Source organism: Paraburkholderia terricola (genome assembly GCF_900142195.1).
GTDB lineage: Bacteria > Pseudomonadota > Gammaproteobacteria > Burkholderiales > Burkholderiaceae > Paraburkholderia > Paraburkholderia terricola.
On record NZ_FRAB01000001.1, the window covers coordinates 334,133 to 359,329 of the forward strand.

The window sequence follows — 25,197 nt, forward strand, 5'->3', positions numbered from 1 at the left end:
ATTGTTGGTGTCGAAGTTTCAGTCTCTTGACAAGCCTCGGTGCGTAGAAAGCTCGAAGGCTCGATCCTTCAGTCGTCCGCGAGTAACGATCCAGTGAAGTTTCTGATGCGAGCCCTAGCGCTCAACTTTAGCGGCACGAGTTCCAACTCGGTCTATGAGACAACTACTTCACCCAATTCGCAAAAGAGTCGTAGCCATCGTCAGTTGACCAGCAGTAGGTCTTGTAGCCTAGAGAAGACAGCGATACGGTCTTGCCCCAATGCCGCTCCGGCGCTTCCTGTTTGAGCTTGTATGCTCCAAACTCCGCAAACGGGATCCACTTGCTATCTTTCGCCTCCATCGGCTCGACGGACTTTCCGTCTGCACTATATTTCAACGCAAGATAGTCAAAGGGATTTGGCCCGTTTGCCTTGATCTTCCCATCTTTCCCTTTAATCTGGTTGATGTGTACACCAAACACGTGATTTCCACGCCAGATGCTATAGAAGATTTCATAGCGAACCCAAGGACGAGCGTACGTCTGCGACCCGATTAGCACGCAGGTATTCGTCGTGTTTTCGAGGCCGTCGTGAATCAACTTTTTGAGCGAAGCGGTCCCCTTCTTCTTGCTCTCCTCCCAGATCGACGCATCGAAGAAACCTGCGTCCTCCCGGTCATCCTTTGCCACCCAATGATTACGGATGACGTTCGCGCGAAAGTCGATTACATCCTGATAGTGAAAGCTGAAAAATACTCTCTTTGCCATGAATTTCCCCGTAGATTCGATAACGTACATATCCACCAACGCAGACCAGAAGGTGGTCGACTTCGGTGGCGCCGCGCATTATAGAAACGCGCGCTCTGCGGCGTGGAGTCACCCGTATCTACATCGACGCCGCCGAAACACTCCTGCCCTTTTTGGGTGCACCTGCTTCATGCTTCCAACCGTGGCTGCTTGATTTTTTCTGAAACATCAAAACCGAAATTACATGAACGCGGCCACCACGATTTGTCCAATCCGGGCTGATCAGTATCTTTTCCAGTCGGGCGCATGCATGCCATCCAGAAACCGGGATCGAACGGATGCAAACGAGTCCTTGCCTGCTTCGTTTCCCCTGGCTGCCATCTCGGCGATCGCCTCGGCATCATCGAGTTTGACCTCCATCGGAGTTTGCTGATTAACCCGGAGATGGCGCGTCGGCCCCAGAAAGCTCTCCGCCAGGAGTAATGCGCCATGTTGCTGGGCGGCGAAGAAAAGGTCTGCGCCGTGCGACGCCCAACCCAACTTCCCTTTTCCGTACGAGTCTGTGAAGTCGGATTCGCTACTCAACGTACCGATACTCAGAACATCAATCCGGTCCATCGGAATTTTCAGATATCGCACGGATTCGGCCAGTGCCGGCAGAATCGGATTGTTTGCCCAAACACCGCCGTCCAGAAAAGCTTCGGGCACAATCGGTCCATTCCATTGCGAATCATCAAAATAGGTAGGCGCAGCTGACGAAGCCAGCGCGGCATCGACCGACGAAATATCCCGAAACGCAGTGCGGTCGGGACTGTGCGGCGTAACGAGGGCCTCGGCCTGACCATGTTTTGCCCTTACTGTCGGGATGACGAGCCTGCAGGAAGACTCCGACATCTTTCGATCTTTATAGACTTCCTGCAGCAATCCACGCAGTGTCGAGGACTCGTGTTTCGAACGTAACCAGTGCCTCAGCGCTCTGTCTTTTGGGAAAATCTGCGGCCCCTTTTCCCGGTAAAAGCCCAGTATGTCGGCTGGCCTGATCCCCAACCCAAGACCAATGGCAAGAATGGCGCCGGTTGACGTTCCGGCCACCAGGTCGAAGTGGGACACCAGACTATTACCACCGCCGCTGCCGAGCATGTCATCCCACTTCGCCAGAACGGCTGCGGTAAACGTTCCGCGCAATCCGCCCCCGTCGAGCGCAAGGATTCTGAAATTGCGTCCCCTCTCGACGCTGCGCCGCACCAGGGGCAGGCGCTTTAACTGGTTGACAATTGAACCGACGATGCTCTCAACGGAAGTTTCATGCGCAATCTTCCTGTTTTCTTCGTCGGGCAGCCCGTTTTGCAGGCTCGACAGCAATCCCGGATTGTCGTTTAGGTAGCTCGAGATGGCGCCGCCAAAGCCAGCGACGACAAAGCCGGGCTTGCCGAGATCAAGCATCGCATCGAGCTCGGTCGGAACGCCGGCCTTGGCCTTGTTTGTATCCCACCATCTTCCACCCACGCAGACCACGACGTCGGATCGCTCCGCCATCCAGTCGCGCATCGGAGTCAGCTCGCCGCCATGCTCGCCCTCCGCCTCGGCAGGCACCACCTGGACCACAGCGAATTGCCGCTGCCCTTCTATCTCCTCAATCTGCTCAGGGGTCTGGGCAAACTTCTGCGCGCGCACAAGCGTCAAGGCGCCGACTTCTCCGCCGGCGTCAATAAACGCCCGCGCGGCTTCTTCCAATGGTTTGGTAAAGCTCGGATGACTGCCGTGAATAACGGCGCCTCCCTCATTGAATATCGTCGTACATAGCCGTTTGACGAATAGACATATTTCCTCATTGTGCGTGTCCGGGACAGATCCCGAAAGATGAACACGTACGCCTGCAAGAGGTTGCCTGGAAGCCATTGTGATGTCCTGTTGATGAGCGGTTGGTTTGACGAACCGGTCGCCGCAGCGCTGCCGACGACAACCACGCAGTCGTGTCGGGGGGACGGCGAGGCCAGGTCGTCATCGATTGCAGGGAAAGCTGCAACATGGACGCGAGCTTCGTCTGTCGAGCAACCCCGTATTCGGCAAGGGAAGTAACGGGTCAAAACAGTGAGTCCGCCCTCGCCGAATGCCCATACAGTTCGGCGATCTGCTGCTGAAACTGCGTCTGCCCTCCATAGCTGGGATGTCTCACGCAGATCACGGGTACGGAACCGGTAATGCGATTCGCCGCGGCTGCGGCGTCGTTGCCGATGGCAACGATCCGGGCCGGCCGTAACAGGACGATGAGTTGCTGCAGCAGTTCTTCTCCGGCACGTCTTTCACGGGCGTTGTGTTGCCGGTTGGAGAAAGGATCGCCCGCATCATGCGGATGAAGCGGGAAGACATTCCACAGGAAAATGCGGGCATCAATGTGCTCCAGCATGTTCCATATCACCGCGGCAGTCCGTTCCGACACCGCGCTGCCTTTCGTCGGGCGCTCTTCGGAAAGCTCAAGATTCCATCGTCTGGCATGCTGAGTGATATGAACGTCGTCAGTCAGCGCCAGCCCTGTCCGACGCCCTCCCCGGTATCCGAGGTCCCGCCCGATCCAGATTGCGTCCACCGGTTCCTGCACCGCACACCGCACCATGGCGGAAAGCGCGGCTGCGCGGCGACGCGGCGCGTCGCGCCGGTCATGCACTTCGCAACGATCCGAATAGGGATTGAAACAGTCTTCAAACTGCAGAGAGGCCACTGCCTCAACAAACGGATGGATCTTCATTCCCTTGACTCAAGTGGCAGATAGGCAATGGTGCGTTGTTCCCGGTTACCAACGATCCAGCCACCTTCATTTTCTTTCATTTGACGGAATACCGCATAACCGTCCAGGATTGCCCGCTCCCAAAGCTTGAGCGGGCATTTTTCGACTTCGTAGCCACTCACGAATTCAGCGATGGTCTTCAGGATCCCAAGAGAAACCTTCTTCTGGTTCTCGAAGAAATTGAGTTCCTTGGCCTTCGAGAAAATCCAGGCCGTAAGCCCTTCTTCAACAACGATCGCCCGGCCGCCATCCTGCTCTTCATCGTACCTCGAATTGCTCTTTCGCTTGTGCTTGATCAACGCGCGTATCACGGGCGACCAGTGCAATATCGCCGCATACGCGAAATGGAAGACGTCGTGAAACCGGTAACCATCACGGTCCGCGATGTTGTCGGTCAGAGGATCCCCGATGAAAACGTCGTTCCACTGAAGGTAGCTCTTGCCGCTGCCGCGCTGGTTGACCCTGATCCGGAATTCCCTGGGCAGCTGCTCTTCGCGTCCGAACGCCCTGTCGAAATCAAGACTGGCCAGATCGGCCGTCCCGGGCTCCAGAAACGCCCCGCGCGCTTTCCGGATATTGCCACGCGCCACGTCCGAGAAAGCGAGTTTTGCCGCATGCATCGCATCCAGATAGGCCCGGGCAAATGCGACCAGACCGGCGCGATCCGGCGCGACCGATCCGAGCAGGGCTGCGGCCGACTGCCCCAATCGCACCAGCGTCGTGTCAAGCGGAACGGGAACGGCGACCGGCACCGCGATGTAGGCCATCGCGCCTTCCATGACGTCGCTCGCCGCTCCCACATTCCTGAAGTTGCCGTGATTCGCCGCCTCGGCGAACACTTCTTCAAGCGGGACGTCGAGACGTCGGCAGATGGCAGCCAGGTACCACAGTGTATCGCCGAATTCTTCTTCCGCGGCCTTCCGGAAACCCGGGAAAGCGGATTGCTCGCGCACGTGCTTCTTGGCCGTCGTCATGATCCCGCCGACCTCGCCATACAGCCCTTGGAGCACGGGGCTGAAATCGCTTCGGCCAAGAACGTCCGTGGGTGCAATCTGCGCCGCGTAGTCGGACAGCAATAGGGTGCCTTCCTTCTTCATCGATCACCTGCGAAGCGTCAACCATTCGAACGGCGCACCCTGATACCCCGTCGCCCCCAGACTGCGAATCCACTGTTCAAGCCCGGCGACCAGCTGTGGATCGTCGAACGTCGTCAAGCCGATCCCCGACTTGCACAGCAGACGACCTTGCTGGTCCTTCAGGTCTTCGGGAAAGGCGGGCCCCTCGCCGCCAAAATAGATAAAGTCGTCACTGACCAGCACCCGGTTTACACCCGTGTCCCTAGACACGTGATCCGGATTGAGCGAGCCGTCGGGCAGCGAGTGGAACGAATCGCGCTGTTCCCATGGTGCCTGCGGCCCGTCCCTGAAGTAGATGTTGTCGCCACAACTTTGCTTGCGGCTTCCGTGACGAAACGGCTTCTTCGGGCCGAAACGCGGATCTGCGCCATATTCATCGAATGTGAGCGTGTCCGTGACCCGCATCGCGTACACCAGATGCCCGCCACGACGCACGCTTCGATCGTTGCTGCCGCTGCCAACCACCCAGTCGCCAACGGATGCGCTGCGCCGGATCGAGGGCTTGCAGGTGGCGAGTGTGCAGTAGCCGTAGAAGGGATTGGGTGCGAAGCCGCTGTCGTAGCGCACCACGTAAGAGTGAACGCGGGCCATCAGCAGGGATGCCGCTTGAGGGGAACCGGATCGCAGGGACCGCCATCCGGCTTTTCCCACGTGTCCTTGCCGTTGATCGCATCGATGATGGCATCGCCATTCCAGCCCACCATCGCATCGGCATACTGCTTCAACGCCTCGGGAAGATCGCATTCCTTCTCGCCATGCTCCCAGACACCGACGATACGCTTCCCCTGCTTGGCCGCATATTCGATCTCCCAGTTCACCCATTCACTGTCCTTCGTGAGCGGGGAGACGTAGCAGACGAACACGCCGGCCCAGTTGATCGCAGGCGCGAGGATCTGCGTCTTGATGTAATGCTCGTCGGTCGCGTTGTTGAATTTCCCCGTGTGGATCGAGGAATCCCGGACGTCAACGCCTTTTGGCGCCAGCAGATCCTTGAACTTCTGGAGCCCCGCATCGTCCTCATGGACGTGACTGATAAATACGTTTCTTTGTTCTGCCACTTCCCGCCCCCGTAGACGTATGACAAACATCAACGATCGTCACCGATTTGCACGATCGACTGCATTTTGGAAAACTGTTCTCAATCTGATCAAAAAATGGCCGCCATCGGCCGCTCCCCGAAACACAGACTACTTGATCCGGACCAGCGCGACGACTGTCATCAGCCGCCACTTCCCGCACGGTCGCTGCCATCCATCAGGAGTCCTGCTTCCTGTGAGGTGTCCAGAAACGATCCTGCACCGTATCGGGCTGCATCTCAGGCGTGGGATAGCGCTCCTCCTTTACCGATATGTCAAGATGCCGATGGAACAGCGCGACATAGTCGTGATCATTCGACAGGTCCGCCGGCAGGTGCCCGATGCGTTCAGCCAGCCGCAGTGCCGCACCGCCCGTTGAGAGCACCGGGATCACGCTGGCGTGCGGCTGATGTTGCCGGAACAGTTCATACTCTTCCAAGATCCCGCCCATACCGCCGATAAACACGGCCGCCTTGAACTGGTTTTCGGAAAACATGCGCTCACGCATCAGGAGCAGGCTTTTGTCACGGTCCGCCTCCACGGCGTCGGTGAACGTGACGTTCTGGAATCGCGCGTTCTCTTGGGGAAACTCATCCGTGAAGAAGCTCGACTGATAGAGCCGGACCCATTTCTCGTACTGGACGCCAATATCCTGCGCGACGACCCAGATCATCGGCGTGATGGCGGGGTGACCGCCCCAGACCAGCGCCCGGCGACCGAGGACCACATGCACGAGCGCAGAAACGGCAGCTGCGATCGCCACGCTGTCGGCAGTCGCCGCATAGTCGGCCCCCCTGCGCGGATCTGGGACCCCGGCCGAAAGGAAGATGGCGTCGTTCATGATCAGTCTCCCCACGCAGCAAGTGTCCACCCCGCCTCGGAGACCTTGATCGCACGAACCGCGCGGATATGCTCGTCAAGCCAGCGCAGGTGCGAAGTCCAGGCATCGCGGATCCCGATGTGGTCATAGACGAGCACGGGGGCTTCGCGCTGCGCTGCACGCTGCGCCTTGTCTGCGACATCATGAAGCGTCTCCGCAGTGGGAATCCCCACGATCGGGTAGGCCCAGATCTTCCGGTCATCAAGCAGGCGTAGCGCGATGGCCCTGTGCGCGCCAATCGCTTCTATCGAGCCACCGATTTTTTCGACATCCGCCCGCAGCTTTCCGGTGATCGACATGTACCGCGAAGCGATGCTGCGACTGCGCAATCGCTCGACCCGTAATACGATGGAATCGGCAGCAACGCGCGTGATCGGGCCATCAGCACCTTCGAGATCGCCGGCTTCGAGATACACGGTTTCTGAAAGGTCAGTCAACTTCGTCGGAACATGCTCCGGCCAGATAACTCGGAGCACCTGAATTTCCTTGGCCCTTGCCCGCCCGATTTCCTGACGGGTCCAGCGGCTGTCGAAATACTCGGGCGTATCGAGCATGACCATGACGTCCGAGTCGACGAGTCGATGCCAGAGCACATCCTGGAACGGATCGCCGGGCCGGATGTCGTGCGTGTCGAGAAACACGTCGAAGCCTCGCGATGACAGCAGGTCATGCAGCTGCAGGGCCGCCGCCCGGGACTCGGTCCGGCGATAGCTGACGAAGACACGTCGCTGGCGACGCAGCAGCCCAACACATTCCAGCAGCGCCGAGGCAAGCGCAGTCATCTCGGGGTCGTCATCGCGGCGCGTCAGGCCATTCGCCGACTGAAGGAAATCCGGGATCACTGCACCAAACTGCTGACCGGGCACAACTGTCGGAATAACGGGCGCACTTGCGACGACCAGCGCCCGCGCCGGTTCGACATCACTCAACGGGGCGCCGCCAAAATAGGCTGCGGCAAATGCGGCACGGACATCACGGGTGTGTGTTGACGCCGCGTCGTGAATGATCACGTCCGCCCCGAGCGTCATGCCAAAATCACCGATCATGGCTTCGATCGTTGCGCACAGTCGATGCCGGTCGACAGCAGTGGCGCTGCCTAGAATGGCCAGTTCATACAGGCTCATAAGTTCGGTAACCCGCAGCTTTCGTCGCGGCCTCGATCCGTGAGGAAATATTGTTATACCGACGCTGACTCGGCATTTGTGGCCCGACGGCAGCAGCCCCCTACGCAAAACCATTCGAGTTGCATTGGTTCATCTCGTGCAGCGGTCGAGGTAAGTGGCAAAAATGATAGACGATCTGCTGCGAAAAAGGAAAGAAGTGCTTGTTCTGTTACCGATCTATGCGTAGCGCATAAACCGGCCGATGGTCCTGCGTCCGAAGGGCCGCGCGAAAAAAAAAAGCGAACTTGGGAAAATGCCCTAACTCAACTTACGCTCTGACCGACGCGATTCCATAGTTTCGCCCCCGGTCTTGATAGAGCAACGCCCCGCATCAGCGAAGGTCGTGAAGAACAGAGCATATTAGTGGCCGTAACTCGCTTGCGAGCGGCACGTCGAGATGCATCCCCGCTTCTCCACCACCGAGCATTCGATACCTAGCGCCGCAGTGCAACCCGCGCCCATCTTGTAGTCACTGTCCGGTCAACCCGCGGCACGGCATGCACCCGACTCCCAGGTTCCCGCCCTTGACCCCCGACCGTAGCCGATAGCGGGCAGGCATCAAGGGGCGAGGGACCGTGTTGCCCGCACCCCTCCCTCGCCTTTTCCCTTGACGCCTGCCCGCTATCGGCTCCTCCAGTCGCACGGGCGGGAACCCGGGAGCCTGGCGGCAGCAAAGCCAACCCCGAGTTCCACCGGGAGGTGTCCAGCCGCAACGGCAAGTCACATCCCCTCGCCCGGTTCAGGTCCTCAACCTTGACTGTGGAGATTGCCATGCAACTCGCTTCCTCTTTCCGTTACGGCTCCCCGATGCTGCGCGCTGACTCGCCCCTCTCAGACAATCAGATTCGCCGCGTAGCCCCCTCCATCTTCGCGGACAGCAAGCACGAAAGCCGCTCCGACCGCTACACCTACATTCCCACCATCGAGGTGCTGCGTGGACTACGTAACGAAGGGTTTCAGCCGTTCATGATTTGTCAGACCCGCGTGCGCGATGAGGGCAAGCGGGAATTCACCAAGCATATGCTCCGGCTGCGCCATGCCGACCAGATCACCGGCGAGGAAGCCGATGAAATCGTGATGCTGAACTCGCACGATGGCACGAGCAGTTACCAAATGCTCGCAGGCACATTCCGGTTTGTGTGCCAAAACGGCATGGTCGCTGGCGACAATATTGCCGATATCCGTGTGCCGCATAAGGGCAACGTCGTCCAGAACGTGATCAATGGTGCGTTCGACGTGCTCGACGGCTTCGACCTAATTCGTGAGCAAAAGGACGGCATGCGCGCTGTGACGCTCGACCGCGACGAACAACACGCGTTCGCCCGCTCCGCCCTTGCGTTGCGCTATGACCCGACCGACGCCGAAGCACCCGCCCCCATCACCGACAGCCAACTGCTCGCCCCACGCCGCTTCGAGGATCGCCGCGACGACCTTTGGACCGTCTTCAACCGCGTGCAGGAAAACCTCACGAAGGGCGGGCTGCATGGACGCTCGCGCTCGGGCCGCTCCATGTCAACGCGTCCCATCACCAGCATCGACCAGAACGTGAAGCTCAACCGCGCCCTGTGGATGCTCGCCGACGCTATGCGCCAGATGAAGGCGTAGCGACTTTGGGGCAGCGCACCCACGCCGCCCCGGCTCTCGGCCTTTGCGCCAGAACGCCCGTCGGGCCGCGCTCTGACGCATTCGCACCGCAGTGGCCCGGCACCTTCTTTCCAACTTTCTGGAGTCGATCATGCAAGCCCAAAATATGGAAACCGTCAGCGCCGCCGTTGACGCCACCGAATCCCCAGCCATCCTCGAAACGGACTTCGGCGATGAGCAGCCAGTCGTGACCCTGCCTTATTCGAGCTTACGGCGCTCGCCGCTGAACGTCCGCACGAAACCTCTCGCAGGCATCGCAGGACTCGCCGCCAACATCCGCGCGAAAGGGTTGCTGCAAAACCTCGTGGTCCACGAAATCAAGGGCTCGCGCGGGAAACACCGCAAATATGGCGTTTGCGCAGGCCAGCGCCGGGAAGCTGCACTCGACCTGCTGTTCGAGCAAAAGCATATCGGCGCGGACTATCCGGTGCCCGTGCGGATCGTAAGCGAAGGCGAAGCCCTTGCGATTTCTCTGATCGAGAACAGTGAACGCGAGGGATTGGATCCCTTCGACGTGCTGCGTGCCTACCGGATTCTGGCCGAGGAAGGCCGCAGCGTCGATTACATCGCCGCACTGTTTTCAGCCTCGCCCATCACTGTCAAACGGCGCATGAAACTCGCCAACGTATCGCCCAAGCTGCTCGCGCTGCTGCGCGAGGATGCGATCACGCTCGACCAACTAGCAGCGCTCGCCCTCGCGGACGACCAGGAAACCCAGGAACGTCTCTGGTTTGAGGCAAACGAGTGGCAGCGTCAGCCGCACTATTTGCGACAGGCAATCACGCGTGCCGAGATCGACGCGAGCCGAAGCCGTCTCGTGCGTTTCGTTGGCCTCGCCGCCTACGAGGCAGCGGGTGGCTATGTGCGTCGCGACCTGTTTAGCGACGATGAAAACGCGGGCTACATTGCCGACGCCGACCTACTGCAACGGCTGGTCGCGCAGAAGCTTTATGCAGCCGCCGAGGAAGTGCGCGCCGAAGGCTGGGGCTGGGTTGAAACTCGTGTCGAGCGCGACCTGCTGGAACTGAACCGCTACGGCAAACTGCAACCGGTCCGGCGCCCGTACACCGAGGACGAGCAGTGCGACATCGACGCGCTTACGGCGCAGCGCGATGAACTCGCCGAAAAACTCGACGCACTGTCGGAAGACGATGAAAACGCCTACGAAGAAGCCGAGCGCCTCGACCTGGAAATCGAGCGGACGAATGCCGCAGTCACGGCGATCGAAAGCCGCGCCGTCCTGTGGGATACATCGCAGATGGCCGAGGCTGGCGCATATGTGATCGTCGGCCCACAGGGTGAACTCACCGTCGAGCGGGGCCTCGTGCGGCGCGAGAATGGCGCGGCGCTAGGCGCGGCAGGCGCGACCGTCACGGGTATGCCTGCAGCCGACGCCCCCAACAGTGCGGACACACGGGCTCCGAAGGTCAAACCCGTCCACAGCTCGAAACTGTGTCAGCGGCTGACCGCGCACCGCGCCGCCGCCATCCATGCCGAATTGGTCGCGCAGCCCACCGTTGCGCTCGCAGCGCTGCTGCGACATCTGATCCCGCAAGCGCTGCCCGAGCACTTTGGCTATACGTCCGCGCCGGACTATCTGACGCTGTCCGGACAAAACAATCATGACCGTCTGCTGCAGGCGGCAGACGACCTGCCCGGGAGTCAAGCATGGAACGCTATTGAAGCGCAGCGCGCACGGTGGATCGAGGAACTGCCGGCAAAACGATCCGACCTGCTCCCGTGGCTGATCCAGCAAGACCCCGGCACGACGCTGCTCGATCTGCTCGCGTTCTGTACCGGTACGGTGCTCGACGGCATTGCGGGCGAGGAAAAGCCGCTTGCCATCAATGCGCTCGCGGATGCGCTGAACCTCGATATGACCACGTACTGGAAGCCAACTCGCGCCACGTATTTCGATCATGTCAGCAAGGCTCGCGTCGCCGAAGTCGTGTCCGCCGCCGTGTCACCGAAGGTGGCCGCCGATCTCACAAAGATGAAAAAGGCCGACGCCGCAGCCGCCGCCGAACTGCGCCTTGCCAACGTCGCATGGCTCCCGGAAATCCTCACCGACCGCGAGACACCGGCTATGCCGTCGTGGGCTGTCTGCGAGGGCAACGAGGATGAGGACGACGCCGGTACCGGGGAAGATGGCAATGTTGCAGAGAGCGACGAGGATGCCGATGCTGAGCCGGATACTGGAAACGGCGAAAAGCACGTTAACAACACGCCTCGCGACCCCGAAGCGCCTTCCGCTACCCGCACCGAGCAGCCGCCGTGGCCCTTCCCGACAACCACTACGCTGAACTCGGCGAAAGCCGACTCGCGGACCGCGTAGCATAGCCAGCGTGCCTCAGAGCCGCGACAGAGCGGACGGCAGCGCCCTTTACGGCCTGCCGTCTGCCTGCCGGAACTGCACCGCACGACAGTCCGCGCCTGCCGCGTGGGACCCAATCCACCAACCTGCGCCCCCGCCGACAACCAGTAGCAGACAGAATGCGGTACCGCCAAACACGAATAACCGATGCATCGAGCGCGCGAAACCCTTTTCCATTCGAGTCGCCATTGCCTCCACCCGCGCCGCCGACGCCTCCACCGTCCGATCAAAGGTGGTAATGGTGTCGTCCAATCGCTCACGTTGCTCGCGTGCCGAAGTCGCCGCCGCACCGATCAGCCGATTTCCAGCCACGCGCGAAACCCGATTCGCCATGCGTTCGGTCAAGGCCGTCATCGCCGCCTCATTCATGCTCGCCAGCGCTGCTCGATACCGCGCTTCATGTTCCTGTATCAAGTTTTCCGCCAATTGGATCGTCGCCTTGCATCGCTCTAGCGCATCCTGATGCTGCTGCATCAATGCATCAGTCGCGCCGCCGACCTCCCGACGAGCGGCTTCCAGGCTTCCCTCGCTTGCCCATCGGATACGTTCGGGCATCGCCTCATACAGCCGTGCGTAGTATTCGAGCACGGCAATCATCGCCCATAGCGCGTCGTTGTCACGTAGATTCAGAGCACCGGACACCCGGCGCATGCGGGCCAGGCTGGCTTCGTCCGGAACATCGCCCGACACCTCGCGAAATAGGCGGATGAGCGGATCGACGGGCCTTGACCGCCTATTGCTCACGATCTGGCCCGTCGGTTCCGATCACCTTGGAGAACATGGCGTCGCACAACTCACGCCAGCGGAACAGCTCCGCGCGCTGCCCGATTTGCATCGTCTCGGCCGCCTTGCGAATCGAGATACGTTGACTGCGCAACTCGTCGGCCACCCGATCCGCAAGGTCAGGAAAATCAAGCGATCGGCCCTTCGTCTCGATCGACTTGCGAAGCTGCGACTCCTGATACAGAGCGAACTTGTCGGGCGTGCCGAAGTAACCGTTGCGAACGACGTGCGTCACTGTATCGGGGAACGTCTGCCCGAAAATGTGCAGCAACTCCAAACTGTCACGCTGCCTGTTGATCACCCAGAACACGACGAGGTGTCGCTCCAGTTCTTCGAGCGTCCGGGCCAGTGTTCCGCCATATCGGGTCACTCCCGTCTGATTGCGCGCCGCCGTATTGACGATCACGGCAGCGCCTCTGTGCGTATCGCAGAAGTTGACGAAGCCGATCCAGCCATCCGCGTCGTCGAGGTCATACGCTGCGCATTTCATTTCATCCCGAAGCGCTTTCATGACATCGGGATTGGACGTGTCCGTTTCTACCAGAACGGCGTGGATGTCTCGCCGCTGCAGGTGCTCTGCGAGTGCGAGCGTCACCATGCTTTTGCCAACACCGCCCTTGCTGCCGCCGACCAGATAAATGGGTTGGGTCGTATCCAAGCTCAACCTCCTACAGGTTTTCGATATCAGGTCTGATCTCAAACGAGAACGCGTCCTGAATCTGCATCGATCCCGGCTGACTTACGCCCCTTTCCCTTTGTTGTCGCGCGTCGTCGCGCGTATTTCCTGCTCGCTTTTCGGCCTTCTTTCGAGCCGACGGCGGTTGCCCGCTACCCCTGCCCCGCGTATTGGTTACCTCGGAGTTCGCATCGGCAGGCGCTTGGCGATACAGCGCATATTTGATCGCGCCGACGCTGACGTCGATCCCTTTCCGCTCGGCCTCCTGGACGATCTCTTCGAGCGTATAGCCCTTCGCCTGCGTCGCAGCGATCTGCGCTCGCTTCTCTTTCATCGCATCACTGACCGTGACACGTTGCTTGTTCCGGGGTTTCTCGGGCAACGCTTCGAGCGCACTGAAAAAGTCGTCCCACTCCGCTCGCGTATAGCTCTTTGCGCCCCGCACGATTCGCTCCCATACGTCACCTTCGAGATCATCATGCGAATCAACAAAGGGCTCGTCAATACCCCCTCCGGCGCGCAATCAGCACTTTCGGAAGCGCTTGGAAGACGTCGGAAGTAGACGGAGCAGAAAAATATTTTTGTTGACCTTTGCGAGCGAACAACTTCGAAGATCGAGGCGCGCAGAATGGACCGGGCGACTCCACAATCCACCGCAGGGTGGTCGGCAAACCACAGGCGCCGCCAGCCGCGAACTACGGTCGCCGAACATGCAACCGCGACGGACGAAGCCGACAAACTCAAGCGTCCGCACTGACAGGCTTTACGGAGCACAGACACCGACTAGTTAACGGCACATTGCAAACCGAGCTTATGGAGTGAGCCGACATCTGCTGGCAACCATTCAGACTGCGAGTACCGATTGGAGCGACGAACGGGAGCGCCCTTCTCAAATTCGCGGCCCACAACTCACGAACTGCGGCGTCGAACGAAACAAACTCGCCGTGCCGATCTCACGATCTTAGCTGGCGCGACCATCAGCACAGCCCGGAGATGCGAGCAGACTTTATGCAGAAGACTAACGGAATCGCGTGAACGACCTCGTAGACTCGATCGGCAAACCTCACGGAAAGCCTCGAACTAAGCGACGGAAAAACGACATTGCAAAAGTGATGGCAGGATTGGCTTGCGCCGGTTTTGGGCGCCATGCGCATCGCAAACTCGGTCCGACAACCACCTATGCGCCCACGCCACGTTTCACGTCGAATTACGGCACAGGATGCATGGTTCACCGTGCACGGGGATCATGGCGACGATCAGAAATCGCCACCGTTTATTGCACTGGAAACGAACTAGCGATGGAGAGAACGCTTACTATATGTCACGATCGCGCCGGGGGCATTCGGCCGGATGCGCATGCAGCTGTCCCGGGCGGAGCACCAGCGCTGTGTTGTATCCGGATCTCGCGGGTCGTTCATATGGCATTGGTGTATCGGTCCCTGCGAGGCAGTTGGCGGGCGCGTTGCCGACGTTCGCACCGCCGTAACCTCGAATGGCGGGTCTCATCCTTTGTCTTTGAAAGCGAAGCTCGCTTAGTGGCCAGCAAATAATTCATTTTCCATTGAGCCACAGAATTGACTGCCACAAGCCCACAAGAATGGTAATGAACGTCGCGAATAGCCCCACCGCTTTCGCTATTCGGCTTTCAAAGAGCTTATCGAGTGCTATGCCAAAGCCTTTTGACGCAGTATTGAGCTTACCACTGACCAGCTTGCGCATCGCGGAACTAAAGAATCCAATTTTTGAAAGCGTCGAATTGTGCATGCGCAAAAATTCTTTGTTCGAAAACGCCGCAGCTTCCTCCTTTCCCTCAAGAAAATCTCTATGCCTGCCGCCGTTTTTCTCCATTAGCATTAGCATTTTCGGATGCTTAGCATAGTCTGCGCCATAACGGTCGGCTATCAGGTCATTCAAATTCAATCTTTGCTCCACGGCGATGACGCACGCATCCCTTCCGCCTAGCGCACGATAGCGGTGCTCCAAATGTTCAAACCCAAAGGTAAGATTCCGCATGTTCCAGTGTACCCAGTATTTATCACGGCGGTCTCGAATGAACTTGTAGAACTGGCCCAACAACTCAAGCTCAACTTCGTCAAATCTTTGAAGCACTTCATCACGTGGAATCCGCAATTCCTCTGCAATCGAGTGCGTCGAATAGCTAACCGATTGGCCAGTAGCGTAGTGGTTTATCGCGATAGAAGTTATGCGGGGCGACAGCGCTTCATTTTCGTCATTGAGATTTTGGCATGAGTAATGAATAAGAAAAAAATTTTCTGGTTTTAATTTGACTGATTTTATAAATTGACGGCTGTCAGCAATACTCACTGCGAACTCCAAAATATTTAAATTGCACTCTCCCGCAAACCCGCTAACTGGCGATTCCCTGAACTCGTCAAAGCTATAACGCGACCGAGCCTAAACTCATAAGGATTTTGGTTGACGAGCTACTTTCCGCCCCCGTTGATTAAGTCCTTGAAAGCCTTGCCGGCCGTAAACTTGACAGTCTTCGCAGCGGGAATATCGATTGTCTCTCCCGTCGACGGGTGTCGGCCAGTTCGAGCCGCACGTGCGCCGTGACTGAAAGAACCGAAGCCAACGAGTTGCACGGTATCGCCTTGGGCGACCGCTTTCGAAATGGCTCCGATCACAGCATCAATCGATTCCCCAGCGATTGCCTTGCTCAAGCCAGTAGCCGATGCCACCGCATCAATCAGTTCCTGCTTATTCATGGGTTTGCCTTCCTCTTGCCGAATATCGCGACGTCGATGGGCGGCTCCGAGCCAAACCGACTGGACGCTCCCGCATAACCTACCCCGAAGTACGCATCCGACACAAGCCCCAACCACCGCGGCCATAGTCTGCGCCGGCGCTCGCAACAAGTAGCGCGGTTACGTTCCCGCCTCAAGGCTCCGTGCATGCAACAGCAGATCCGCTCTTTTCCGCTTTGAAAGCCGGCCAAAAGCCAAAATCAAGCTCGCGAGCTCGGAATCGTCCGCATAGAGGAACGCCACCGGGACCCGGAGCACCGTCGCGAGGCGAATCGCAAGCGTGTAATCCACCTTGTGAACACCCAGTTCATACCGGTTAATGCGGGTACTTGCGACGAAAGGATCCAGGCCCGCCTCGATCCCGAGCTGCTTTTGCGACAGCCCGGCTTCCAGGCGAGCCTCCTTCAGTCGCGTTCCAAAAACAGAAGCCGGCGCGGCAGACATTCACTGGTAGCTCGTTACAAACGAAGCTACGAATATCGTTGCAAAGCGCCCGTCTAGATACTACGATTATCGTAGCATCCGACAAGTACGCGTCCGATTTATGAACACCTTCGTCGCAGCCTTTGTAAGGCGGCGCTTGGAATGTGGCTTGCCCCGGCCTTTGTCGCTCAACCGGCTTCATCTCCCGCAAAGCCCACCGAGACCCATCAAGGGGGTACTGGATGGAAAAAATACCGGACAAGCAACCGCCGTCCGGCCACCTCACTGACGTCCACGAGTTCGAAAAGAATCGGCTCTCAACGCTCAACGAGCAACTGGTGCAGGCTGAACAGTGGATCGACCGGCGTAGCCGTGAAATGGTAGCGGCCTACGGTCTTGCCGCCGCACAGGCTCGCCATGGCGAACGAATCGAAGAGGACTTGGAACTCGTCGCTACCGTGCTGTTCCTACTGAGAGAGGATCATCCCGATTTTCTTCACGGACAGCATAACGTTGTGACGCGAATCGACATTCCGATCCTGCCGGCAACCAGGGGCGCGGAAAACGTGGGGCATGCCGACGTACGAACAGCATCGCCGTTTCCGGATCTTTCCGTGAAATGCTGTTCACTGTTTGTGAACCTGTACGAGCGCGCGCTGCAAGGGGACACGGCTAAACTGCTGAGCATCGGCGCGTTGTGCATCAACGTCGTACTCGCTCAGCAGCAACTGCGCTCCTGGTAGGAGCCCTATACCGGCCGGCGCGCCAACAGGCGAATCGATGCGTCCAGATCGATCGCGCGGCGGCACAACGATCCACGTCTGCGACCATCGTTGCATTCGTGACTAGACTTCCTATATTGGATAGCAGATAGCAAAACCGATTGAGCGGCTGTGCGCTTTCCTCCCTACTGGAATTGCTCACGGTCTTGCTTCACCTCGAAGGAGAAACTCACATGGCCTCGCTCAAACTCGCCATGGTCGTGGGAATCCTGCTTGTCGTTGCCAAAGGAATCCAGCAACTTAGTCGCCACTGCCGACACAGATTCGGCTACAGCATTTTCAGTATGCGCGGCTTCTGGCTCGCCGCCATCGCGATCAATCTCGTTTGGTGGGGATATTACGCATGGGCGACTGCCCCGCTACATCATGCGCCGGCGCACGGAGGAATTGTCCTGGCGGCGCTCGGCATCGCAGCGGTCGTGAAACTGATACACGACAACGTCCGCGAAACGAACGTCATGTACGGCATCGGCGGCTCGTTGCTTCAGCTCGTGCTGTTTATCCCCGTCGCGCTCTACGGCCTACCGCTCCTCGCCATCGCCTTGCTTTTCCTGCTCTTCGCGACGTACAAGGGTGCGCCCGCGTGGCTCATCGACCCATGAACACTTCGCAGTGGGGGTTTTCATTGAACGCTCGTGGGCGCATACACGACAGTGGACCGGGAGATGCGGCCTCGCCGCGGTCCCGGCAGACGCCACCATGTCCGCCATGTCGCGACGCCGTCGCACGGCAATCAAGACCGCGCGCCACATAGATGCCCCGCGATAGAGGCCACCTAGCCGAAGAATGCACGGACGCGTGCAGCAACGCCTTGACATCGATTAAACGCCGAGGCCCGTTGATCTATCCACTCCACTCTTCTTTCTCGATCAACGCTCGATGTCGGAGTCCGGGCCGCCACGTTGATTGTTGTGTTCAGGTACTGACCGATCTTCGCGCGTCGGTGCCGCTTCTGGGCGGATCTCGGGAACGGGAGCGTGCTGCTGCACTGGCATGGCGCGCACGAAGTCTACAATGCTCGCTGCCAATGCACGATCTGCCTTGACGGAGGATGCCGCCATCGACAGTGCCACCTCCCGCCACGCCGCAAATACGCCAGCGTGTGCCTTCCATCCTGCCTCTCTCTGCTCTTCGGTCGCGACGGCGCGCCAGTACATGGGCACTTCACCGCGCGAGAGCATATGCGTAACGCCCTGACCGGGGTATCTTTTTGTCACGCCACGTGTGCGCCGAAGCGTGGCGTTTGCATCGACACCATGCTCGCGAAGCTGTTCCGCGAATCGCTCGCGCCAGCGCCGCAGATCCTGCCTGCGTGGATTGAGCCGGCGCCCGTCCGGTCCCCTCACCTGCACGCTCAGATGCACGTGTGGATGGGCCTCGTCATCGTGCGCGGCGAAGACATACGCACGGCCATCGCCAAACTCGATCGCCGCAAAATCCCGAGCAGCATCCCGCACGGCCTGCCGGTTCGTACCCGGCGGCATCGACAGTAGGATATTGAAAACCTCACGACGGTGACTCGTCTCGGGTATCCCCCATCCACCCAACTGCCATGTCCGTGCGAGATCGCGCACGGCCTCAGCGCCCGCGATCTTGTCTCCGTTCTGGTCCTCGAGCTCAACCCGCCCATTTCGCGAGATGTAGCGAAGGTGCCGTCGCACTGCGCCCATGCCCTGCGCACTCGACGCCTTGTTGGTGATCTTCACCATGACTTCAGGCGTGCGCCGAAGCGTTCGCGCAATCTGTTCGCGCATGCGTGCGGCCTCGCTGCGCAATCCGGCGCGAGAAAGCCGCGGCGCGCGGGCATGTCGAAACGGTTCCTGTAACAGCCGATCGCCCCAGTTCAGGAGCATGGCGTCGATGTAAATCTTCGGATAGGCCATTCTCACCGGCTCCATCGATCAAGATTGGCACGAATCACCGCCGTCACGGCGCGCAGATGTGCATCGATCAGTTGTCGAACCGCCCCGAGGTTTGGCTCCCTGTCGGGCGGCAAGCGTCCCGCCGATGCATCACGGGCAAGCTGCGCGAGCCAGCGGCTGACCGTGGCAAGTTGCCGATTCGAGTCAGACAGCAATCTCATCTCGATTTGTCCCAACTGCGGCTCGCGGGTCAACTGCGCGCGGATGAGCGCCAGGATCCAGCGGTTACAGGTCAAACCCGACGCAACGGCCCGCTTGTCGACCGCCTCAAGTTCCGATTGGATCAGCCTGATTTCGACACGCGCGCGCGGCTCATCGACAGCGGTTGATCGCGTCGCGGTTTCGACAGGCACATCACGGTCGGCGTCTTCAGCGTCGAGCGCAGCCGTGATCAACTGCCTCACGCCCTCAGCAGTTGTCACTCCGCGACGCGCGCACCAGGCTTCCCAATCCGGACGCAATGCCGCCAGCTCGACACACAATCGCTCACGGACGCGCATTCCCAGACGCCCATTTATCGCGCCGGTAACGACGGTTCGGCAGGCGTGAGCTCAAGCTCGCGAGTCCGCGTGCGCTCGGGCGCTGGACGCGCGCGGCGCTCGCGTTCGGATGGCGCCTGCGGGTCGAAGACGCGCGGCCGGGGTACCGGGATCCCGTCCCTGCCGAATGCATCGAGCATGGCTTCGGCACGCTGTCGCACCCGCGAAATCGAGCGTGCACTGAATCCCTGCTCACGCATCGCACCGGTCAGCACGGCCAGATGCAACACTTTGTCTTCGTCCGACACCGTCGAGCGCGGCGGTTCGCGCCTATCCGTACGCACCCCTTCGGTCGGTATCGCGGCGCCATGCGGTGCCTGTTGCGAGCGTGCCTCGGATACGGACGCAGACCGATGCCGGCCAACGAGTTCAACCTGCCAGGTGTTCCGGTATACGTCCTTCTCTTCCTCCCCAACCATGACGCCCAGACCGTCGAAGATCGGCGCCTTGATAGTCACCAGCCGACGGCCCTGGTTTTCCAGGACAACCCTGTCTCCCGGCTCGGCCTGCGACTCTTGAACTGCGCGCTCGAGATCCACGCCCCAAACGACCTGATCAGTGCTCGCAGCATCGCGAAACACCACGTAATACGAGTCGCTTCGAGCGGGATTGTTCTGATACGGCGCGTGGCCGTGCTCTCGCAGCTCTCCTGCGTACCGGCGGGGAGCTTCGGGTTCATCACTCGTAACTGGCAGCCGCGCGTCCGAATGCTCCCGAGCCCGGTCCTGGTACGGAGCAGCCGGGCGCAACCCGTCGGAAGCGACAACGGCCATAGCCGGCGCCTCATCACGCGACGTCGACACTGGCGCCGGTGCGATGCTTTTATTCGACTTAGCAGGCTCACCGGCCGCGCCCACCGATGCATCCGCCTCAATCCGATTGTTCAGCCGCGCCTGCCGGGAATCGGCCAGACGAGCGAGATCCGCTGGCTTCGGCTCATAGCCGCTCACGTCGATCCCAAGCACCGTAGCCTGAAGCCACACTTCACTGCGGAACGCTTCGTGCCCCGAGACGCGAATGCGCCGCCACGACTTGGCGGCCGCCATGTCGACCATCGACTCCACCACGTCTGGCCGATTGTGCTCGGTGACTAGGTAGGGACCCAGATCCTCGAATGCCAGTTGATACGGCGCATCCTTTAAGAAATATTGGTTGCTCGCGCGCAGATAACGCTTGCGCACACGCTCGGGCGGCTGCTCCAGCGGTACCCGTGCTGTCCCGGCCATTTCCGCTGGCTCGTTCACGACTGCGCGCGAGTCGGGGTCCAGCCTTCGTCCTTCGTCTCGGGTCGCCTGCTTAATCGCTTGGTCATGCAGGCGTGCGCGAGCCGCATCGAATTCGCGACGGCGTCGGGCCGCCACGGCGCCCATCGCTTCAGCGTCGAGCCGGTGGCTACGCTCTTCGCCACTCGACTGCACTTCAGCGCTCGGGCGGCCGAAGATATCTTGCTCGATCACGTTGATGACCGGATCAGCAGAGGAAGAGATTTCAATCATCGTGCGACTCCGTTGTGATATGCCGTGATTGGTGACTTGCTGTCTGCTAGCGATCAGGCCCGGGCGGATCCTGCGGCGCAGCCCGCTCCTTCGACTGCTCCAGCGCCGCCGCGCGGGCCTCACGCACGCGAGCCCACGATCGCGTCTGCAGCTGATCGAGCATCACCTCGAGGTTCGGGCTGAAATTCAGTTCGCGCGCCGACTTCTTGAGGGACCCCACCGTGCGCTCAAGCAGCTCGCGCGCGCGGTCCCACGGATAAACTTTCGGCCGGTCGCCGTCGTATCCGACCTGTAGTTCCGCGCCGTTCAACCGCGCGTTCTCGTCCATCCATCGCAGTCGCTCGGACATAAACACCATCTGCGCCTTTGGATGGAAGACCACGCTGCGCGTCGCGACCTCCTGGATCAGGTAGTGCTCGCTATTGAAGACCTCACCGCGATACGGCCCGCCGTTCTCGCGCGGCGTCGCCATCCGCAGGGGTGAGCCGAAGCGATGCTCGGCCAGCGCCCTGATGTCGCTCGGCACGTCCGTCACGGCAAACAGTGGCTCGCCCACTGGCGGACGCGGCGGTGCGAACTGCCGCGCGGGGACCGCGGGCGAGTCATCGGCAGGCGTCGCGGCAGCAGGCTCGGACGTCCCCGATGCAGCCAATGGCGCGGACGATTCAGTCGGCGTTACCTGCTCCGGCCCACTGCGCTTCGAGCCACGACGCCGCGTCGGCTCCTGCGCTTCGGTCAGCAGCTTTTCCTTTACGTTACTCATCACTTCCTCCTTCTGTTCGCCCGACACCGTTCCCATTTCCCAATCCGCCGCGGGCGTGGGGGTTGCCGCCAACGGCTCTTCGTGCCGATACACAATCTCTCGAAGGCGATCGCCCACGCTCGCGAAGCCCGACAGCACCGCCATGTCATTGAAGTCAGTCGGCACCTGGTCATCGATCCGCTCCTCCTTCGCAAATACCGGTAGGGCGAGATGGGCACACGTCGCCTGCGCAGCCTCCCGCGCCTTGGATTCGCCGGGCCCAAGGTCCGCCAGCACCACGAGTTCGGTGCCGGCGAATCGCGCTCGCAAAATGGCGGCGGCCTCAGGCAGCGTCCCGCTCGATAGACTCGCTAGCGCCACCCAGCCGGTCGCGCGGTGGGCAGACAGCACCGTCGCCATCCCTTCGCCGATCAGAATCGGAGCAGCCGATTCGGCGTCGTTCGGGGCCTCGCCGGCAAACCAGTAGCCGCCTCGCTTGAGCCCTCCGGCGAGCGACGACTTGCGACCGCTCTCGTCAATGAGCTCCAGGGTCGAGATCGCCTCGCCGATCCAGAACGGCACGACGAGCACGCGTCCCGTTAGCGGCACGTCCTCGCTCGCTGGGGCATAGCCCAGCAGCGCGCGCAATTCGGGCGCTTCGAGCTCGCGCAGTGTCGGCACTGGCTCGAGCTGCTTGCGCGCGAGATACGGATGCTCGGGACCAACCGGTCGAGCCCATTCCCAAATCGCCTGCGCCTCGCGAGCCACGGCTGCATACCGGGCGCGCTGTCGCGCTTCTTCACGCGCGCGCTGCTCCCGCACCTCGGCGCGTGGCGCAAGTGCGGTCGCCATCTGATCCGGGTATTGCGCGCGCTTCAGATCGAAACCGTGCTGCCGGGCAAGCCAGAAGAGCGACGCGAGCGTCTTGCCACCCGTTTCCTTGGCCGAGCGCCAAGTCGTGCGCGCCGCACGCTCGTTGTAGTTGGCCGCGGTCCGACTCCACTCATCCCAGACCTCGAAACCGGCATTACCCAGGCCGTTCTTGAGCGCAAAGGCCATGTCGACCCACGTGCCATAGTCGTCGGCGGGGATCACCGCCAGCGCAGCCCGCACGCGCGCCGTCTCGTCCACGTAGGGCTGACTCATTGCCGTGCTCCCGCGCTCGGCACAACGTTCGACGCGCCGCGCGCTGTCGATCTGCGCTTCGGTTCCGTCGATCGGACAGGCCGCAAATTGGCAACGTCAAGGTCCGTAACCGATAGCTGCCGCGTCACTCGCGTGACCCGTTCAGCGGGCACCCCGAGCAGCACAAAATGCCGCTCGACGTAGGTGGTCACCTCTTCCTCATTCATGTCTGAGAGGCTCGGCGGCAAGTCGCGGGGATCCCACGCCTGCAGAACTTCCAGATACGCGGTGGGCAGATGGATATCGCCTGCGCCCTCGACATCGACGTCCTCAAGCTGAACCTCACGCAGACGCCGCTCCACCTGTGCCGTAAAGCGCGCGAGATTCAGGGCCGGCACCGACGGGGCGGCGACTATGCGCGCGGCGAACTCCGGATCGCGCCAGTAGCGGATCTTGTCCGCAAGGATCGGCTTGGTGTTTTCGAGGACGATGATTTCCTTCTCGCGCCCGAGTTCTTTCAACTCCTGCGGCAACAGCAAGGGGCGCCGTTGTTCGGACAGGCTCTCGCTCGAGCCGCCGCGACCACCGAACATCGAACTGGGGCGGCTGACGCTTCGCGACTGCTCGGTGAACGTCCCGAGCATCTCCGAGTAGTCGTTCGCGTCCTTTTGCTCACGTGGGGCGTAAAGGATCTGCATCGCGTGGTTCGTGATGAACGTGCGCGCATCGGCGCGTCCGTAGACAGATTCCAACTGCGCGATCGACTGGACAATGGAAAGCAGCCGCAGGTTGTAACCAGCCATATAGGCGACCGCCCGCGCGATGATGTGAATCTTGCCGATGGCCGTCATCTCATCGAGCAGCAGCAGGCACTGAAAGCGCAACGTCGGATCGGCTTCTGGCAACTGCTTCGTGTTCAGGTTGACGAGTTGCGAAAACAGCAGGTTGACGACCAATGCGGCTTCGGACAGGTGGTCCGGCGTAATGCCGATATAGACGGACATGCGACGACGACGCACATCGCGCAGATCAAAGTCGTTGCTACTGGTCGCCGCATCGACAATCGGATTCGCCCAGATTGTGAGCGGCGCATGGAACGTCGCGAGAATGCTCGCGAGCACCTTGTCATCGTTCGACAGGAAGCGGTTGAGTGCATCGACGCATGGGCCGCTTAGCAGAGCGCGATGCTGGACGAGCGCGCGTTGCAAGTACGACTTGACCGGCATGCCATGGCCCGACGACTGCCGCAGCACCTCGCCCATCGTGACGGGATAGTCCGGTATCGAGGCACCCTTACCTGCCCGCCGCGCATCACGCCACTCGCAGAGCAACAGCACGATGCCGAGGAACAGATTGCGCGCCTGGTCCTTCCAGAAATCATCATGGCCGCCGGCCGGATACAGCGCGTAGCCGATCGCGAGGATGTCACCCACACGAAAGAGTCCATCCGAGATTGCCGACAGCGGGTTGTACCGGTGCGTACGGGCATCCTCCGCGAACGGGTCGAACAGATACACGTCTTGCCCGTGCGCCCGCCGGAAACCTGCGGTGAGCGCATAGTTTTCGCGCTTGATGTCGAGCACAACGACCGAATCGGGGTAGCTCAGCAGATTCGGGATCACGATACCGACGCCTTTGCCCGAGCGCGCGGGGGCGGCCAGTAGCACGAACTGCTGTCCGTGAAACCGCAGGTAGCGCCCGCGCCAGATGCCAACGACCAGGGCGGGTGCATTGGCGTTGGGTGGCGCGTTCATAGCAGCCCCGCCGCACGGATTTCCGCCTCGCTGGCAAACCGCGCACTGCCATATAGACGCCGCCGCCCGGTACTTTCCCACAGGGTGTACAAGCCGGTCGCGGGACCGCCCACCGCGGCGAGCACGCCCAGCAGCGCCGCGCCGGCCAGTCGCCGTCCGGCGTTCGGCATCTGACCGTGCCGCCACGCGAGTAGCACGTCCGGCCAGCCCCACAGGCCAGCATGCAGAGGGTTCATCCGCAGGCTGGCATAGAGGAAGAATGACGCGGCCCACAGCGAGGCGAGCACACCGATGGTGACAATCGCCAGCACGGCGAACGCAACCAGGACCGACCGCACGTGAAAAGCCGCAGCGCTGGCGCCGTTCACAATTGTTAAGGATTTGCCGTTCGCGTTCATACCGGCC

24 protein-coding genes are annotated in these 25,197 nt (G+C 60.5%); 4 read left to right on the forward strand and 20 right to left on the reverse strand.

From position 1 onward, the window contains the following. Positions 1-163: 163 nt before the first annotated feature. The 8 genes from BUE39_RS01535 to BUE39_RS01570 form a co-directional block, all read right to left on the reverse strand. A complete protein-coding gene (locus tag BUE39_RS01535) occupies positions 164-745 on the reverse strand; it encodes a TIR domain-containing protein (RefSeq protein WP_073426949.1) in 582 nt (193 codons plus the stop codon). A 261-nt stretch (positions 746-1,006) separates the two neighbouring features. Then, positions 1,007-2,623 (reverse strand): CBASS cGAMP-activated phospholipase, encoded by a 1,617-nt coding sequence (locus BUE39_RS01540; RefSeq protein ID WP_073426882.1) that lies wholly within the window; start codon positions 2,621-2,623, stop codon positions 1,007-1,009. 184 nt (positions 2,624-2,807) lie between these two features. Beyond that, positions 2,808-3,470, reverse strand: a complete 663-nt coding sequence (locus tag BUE39_RS01545) for a uracil-DNA glycosylase (protein ID WP_073426883.1) — start codon at positions 3,468-3,470, stop codon at positions 2,808-2,810. Further along, positions 3,467-4,606 carry a nucleoside triphosphate pyrophosphohydrolase family protein gene (locus BUE39_RS01550; RefSeq protein ID WP_073426884.1) on the reverse strand — a complete coding sequence of 380 codons (1,140 nt, stop codon included), beginning with the start codon at positions 4,604-4,606 and terminating at the stop codon, positions 3,467-3,469. Before BUE39_RS01550 ends, BUE39_RS01545 begins: the two co-directional genes overlap by 4 nt. A gap of 3 nt (positions 4,607-4,609) precedes the next feature. Further along, the gene (locus BUE39_RS01555) at positions 4,610-5,236 is read right to left on the reverse strand and encodes an Nmad2 family putative nucleotide modification protein (protein WP_073426885.1); all 627 of its coding nucleotides are present in this window, start codon (positions 5,234-5,236) and stop codon (positions 4,610-4,612) included. After that, positions 5,236-5,703 (reverse strand): TIR domain-containing protein, encoded by a 468-nt coding sequence (locus tag BUE39_RS01560; protein WP_073426886.1) that lies wholly within the window; start codon positions 5,701-5,703, stop codon positions 5,236-5,238. The genes BUE39_RS01555 and BUE39_RS01560 overlap by 1 nt, the downstream gene beginning before the upstream one ends. 196 nt (positions 5,704-5,899) lie before the next feature. Then, entirely contained in the window at positions 5,900-6,562 is a 663-nt protein-coding gene (locus BUE39_RS01565; RefSeq protein WP_073426887.1) for an SLOG domain-containing protein, read from the reverse strand. A 2-nt stretch (positions 6,563-6,564) separates the two neighbouring features. Further along, entirely contained in the window at positions 6,565-7,725 is a 1,161-nt protein-coding gene (locus tag BUE39_RS01570) for a toll/interleukin-1 receptor domain-containing protein (RefSeq protein WP_073426888.1), read from the reverse strand. 810 nt (positions 7,726-8,535) lie between these two features. Here BUE39_RS01570 and BUE39_RS01575 point away from each other — a divergent pair. Both BUE39_RS01575 and BUE39_RS01580 read left to right on the forward strand, forming a co-directional pair. Further along, a complete protein-coding gene (locus BUE39_RS01575) occupies positions 8,536-9,369 on the forward strand; it encodes a DUF932 domain-containing protein (protein WP_073426889.1) in 834 nt (277 codons plus the stop codon). A 130-nt stretch (positions 9,370-9,499) separates the two neighbouring features. Then, the gene (locus tag BUE39_RS01580; RefSeq protein ID WP_073426890.1) at positions 9,500-11,743 is read left to right on the forward strand and encodes a ParB/RepB/Spo0J family partition protein; all 2,244 of its coding nucleotides are present in this window, start codon (positions 9,500-9,502) and stop codon (positions 11,741-11,743) included. 48 nt (positions 11,744-11,791) lie between these two features. On the opposite strand, the gene BUE39_RS01585 is transcribed toward BUE39_RS01580, so the two are convergent. From BUE39_RS01585 to BUE39_RS01610, 6 genes are all read right to left on the reverse strand, one after another. Then, positions 11,792-12,526 (reverse strand): hypothetical protein, encoded by a 735-nt coding sequence (locus BUE39_RS01585; protein WP_073426891.1) that lies wholly within the window; start codon positions 12,524-12,526, stop codon positions 11,792-11,794. Continuing rightward, positions 12,516-13,223: a nucleotide-binding protein gene (locus BUE39_RS01590; protein WP_073426892.1), complete on the reverse strand. Its 708-nt coding sequence runs from the start codon at positions 13,221-13,223 to the stop codon at positions 12,516-12,518. Before BUE39_RS01590 ends, BUE39_RS01585 begins: the two co-directional genes overlap by 11 nt. Before the next feature lie 10 nt (positions 13,224-13,233). Continuing rightward, a complete protein-coding gene (locus tag BUE39_RS01595; RefSeq protein WP_235004788.1) occupies positions 13,234-13,764 on the reverse strand; it encodes a hypothetical protein in 531 nt (176 codons plus the stop codon). Between the two features lie 1,028 nt (positions 13,765-14,792). Beyond that, the gene (locus BUE39_RS01600; RefSeq protein ID WP_073426893.1) at positions 14,793-15,566 is read right to left on the reverse strand and encodes a hypothetical protein; all 774 of its coding nucleotides are present in this window, start codon (positions 15,564-15,566) and stop codon (positions 14,793-14,795) included. A gap of 119 nt (positions 15,567-15,685) precedes the next feature. Continuing rightward, the gene (locus tag BUE39_RS01605) at positions 15,686-15,970 is read right to left on the reverse strand and encodes an HU family DNA-binding protein (protein WP_073426894.1); all 285 of its coding nucleotides are present in this window, start codon (positions 15,968-15,970) and stop codon (positions 15,686-15,688) included. Positions 15,971-16,129: 159 nt separating this feature from the next. Beyond that, positions 16,130-16,453, reverse strand: a complete 324-nt coding sequence (locus BUE39_RS01610) for a helix-turn-helix domain-containing protein (protein WP_073426895.1) — start codon at positions 16,451-16,453, stop codon at positions 16,130-16,132. A gap of 221 nt (positions 16,454-16,674) precedes the next feature. Between BUE39_RS01610 and BUE39_RS01615 the strand changes: the two genes are divergently transcribed. Then, on the forward strand, positions 16,675-17,175 hold the full coding sequence (locus BUE39_RS01615; RefSeq protein ID WP_073426896.1) for a hypothetical protein: 501 nt from the start codon (positions 16,675-16,677) through the stop codon (positions 17,173-17,175). A 212-nt stretch (positions 17,176-17,387) separates the two neighbouring features. Then, positions 17,388-17,816 (forward strand): hypothetical protein, encoded by a 429-nt coding sequence (locus BUE39_RS01620; protein ID WP_073426897.1) that lies wholly within the window; start codon positions 17,388-17,390, stop codon positions 17,814-17,816. 267 nt (positions 17,817-18,083) lie between these two features. Here BUE39_RS01620 and BUE39_RS01625 read toward each other — a convergent pair whose 3' ends face one another. From BUE39_RS01625 to BUE39_RS01650, 6 genes are read right to left on the reverse strand one after another with little or no spacing between them, the layout of a single operon-like run. After that, on the reverse strand, positions 18,084-19,097 hold the full coding sequence (locus BUE39_RS01625; RefSeq protein WP_073426898.1) for a relaxase/mobilization nuclease domain-containing protein: 1,014 nt from the start codon (positions 19,095-19,097) through the stop codon (positions 18,084-18,086). A gap of 2 nt (positions 19,098-19,099) precedes the next feature. Next, positions 19,100-19,636: a plasmid stabilization protein gene (locus tag BUE39_RS01630; protein WP_073426899.1), complete on the reverse strand. Its 537-nt coding sequence runs from the start codon at positions 19,634-19,636 to the stop codon at positions 19,100-19,102. Between the two features lie 14 nt (positions 19,637-19,650). Next, positions 19,651-21,171 (reverse strand): LPD7 domain-containing protein, encoded by a 1,521-nt coding sequence (locus BUE39_RS01635; RefSeq protein ID WP_073426900.1) that lies wholly within the window; start codon positions 21,169-21,171, stop codon positions 19,651-19,653. 46 nt (positions 21,172-21,217) lie between these two features. After that, the gene (locus tag BUE39_RS01640) at positions 21,218-23,059 is read right to left on the reverse strand and encodes a PriCT-2 domain-containing protein (protein WP_073426901.1); all 1,842 of its coding nucleotides are present in this window, start codon (positions 23,057-23,059) and stop codon (positions 21,218-21,220) included. Further along, positions 23,056-24,792: a type IV secretory system conjugative DNA transfer family protein gene (locus BUE39_RS01645; protein WP_073426902.1), complete on the reverse strand. Its 1,737-nt coding sequence runs from the start codon at positions 24,790-24,792 to the stop codon at positions 23,056-23,058. Before BUE39_RS01645 ends, BUE39_RS01640 begins: the two co-directional genes overlap by 4 nt. Next, positions 24,789-25,190, reverse strand: a complete 402-nt coding sequence (locus tag BUE39_RS01650; RefSeq protein ID WP_073426903.1) for a hypothetical protein — start codon at positions 25,188-25,190, stop codon at positions 24,789-24,791. Before BUE39_RS01650 ends, BUE39_RS01645 begins: the two co-directional genes overlap by 4 nt. Positions 25,191-25,197: the final 7 nt, after the last annotated feature.

Bases quoted from the DNA above. Each gene is read 5' to 3' on its own strand.
- BUE39_RS01535 (WP_073426949.1), bottom strand. From the start codon at position 745: ATGGCAAAGAGAGTATTTTTCAGCTTTCACTATCAGGATGTAATCGAC.
- BUE39_RS01540 (WP_073426882.1), bottom strand. From the start codon at position 2,623: ATGGCTTCCAGGCAACCTCTTGCAGGCGTACGTGTTCATCTTTCGGGA.
- BUE39_RS01545 (WP_073426883.1), bottom strand. From the start codon at position 3,470: ATGAAGATCCATCCGTTTGTTGAGGCAGTGGCCTCTCTGCAGTTTGAA.
- BUE39_RS01550 (WP_073426884.1), bottom strand. From the start codon at position 4,606: ATGAAGAAGGAAGGCACCCTATTGCTGTCCGACTACGCGGCGCAGATT.
- BUE39_RS01555 (WP_073426885.1), bottom strand. From the start codon at position 5,236: ATGGCCCGCGTTCACTCTTACGTGGTGCGCTACGACAGCGGCTTCGCA.
- BUE39_RS01565 (WP_073426887.1), bottom strand. From the start codon at position 6,562: ATGAACGACGCCATCTTCCTTTCGGCCGGGGTCCCAGATCCGCGCAGG.
- BUE39_RS01570 (WP_073426888.1), bottom strand. From the start codon at position 7,725: ATGAGCCTGTATGAACTGGCCATTCTAGGCAGCGCCACTGCTGTCGAC.
- BUE39_RS01575 (WP_073426889.1), top strand. From the start codon at position 8,536: ATGCAACTCGCTTCCTCTTTCCGTTACGGCTCCCCGATGCTGCGCGCT.
- BUE39_RS01580 (WP_073426890.1), top strand. From the start codon at position 9,500: ATGCAAGCCCAAAATATGGAAACCGTCAGCGCCGCCGTTGACGCCACC.
- BUE39_RS01605 (WP_073426894.1), bottom strand. From the start codon at position 15,970: ATGAATAAGCAGGAACTGATTGATGCGGTGGCATCGGCTACTGGCTTG.
- BUE39_RS01610 (WP_073426895.1), bottom strand. From the start codon at position 16,453: ATGTCTGCCGCGCCGGCTTCTGTTTTTGGAACGCGACTGAAGGAGGCT.
- BUE39_RS01615 (WP_073426896.1), top strand. From the start codon at position 16,675: ATGGAAAAAATACCGGACAAGCAACCGCCGTCCGGCCACCTCACTGAC.
- BUE39_RS01620 (WP_073426897.1), top strand. From the start codon at position 17,388: ATGGCCTCGCTCAAACTCGCCATGGTCGTGGGAATCCTGCTTGTCGTT.
- BUE39_RS01625 (WP_073426898.1), bottom strand. From the start codon at position 19,097: ATGGCCTATCCGAAGATTTACATCGACGCCATGCTCCTGAACTGGGGC.
- BUE39_RS01630 (WP_073426899.1), bottom strand. From the start codon at position 19,636: ATGCGCGTCCGTGAGCGATTGTGTGTCGAGCTGGCGGCATTGCGTCCG.
- BUE39_RS01635 (WP_073426900.1), bottom strand. From the start codon at position 21,171: ATGATTGAAATCTCTTCCTCTGCTGATCCGGTCATCAACGTGATCGAG.
- BUE39_RS01640 (WP_073426901.1), bottom strand. From the start codon at position 23,059: ATGAGTCAGCCCTACGTGGACGAGACGGCGCGCGTGCGGGCTGCGCTG.
- BUE39_RS01645 (WP_073426902.1), bottom strand. From the start codon at position 24,792: ATGAACGCGCCACCCAACGCCAATGCACCCGCCCTGGTCGTTGGCATC.
- BUE39_RS01650 (WP_073426903.1), bottom strand. From the start codon at position 25,190: ATGAACGCGAACGGCAAATCCTTAACAATTGTGAACGGCGCCAGCGCT.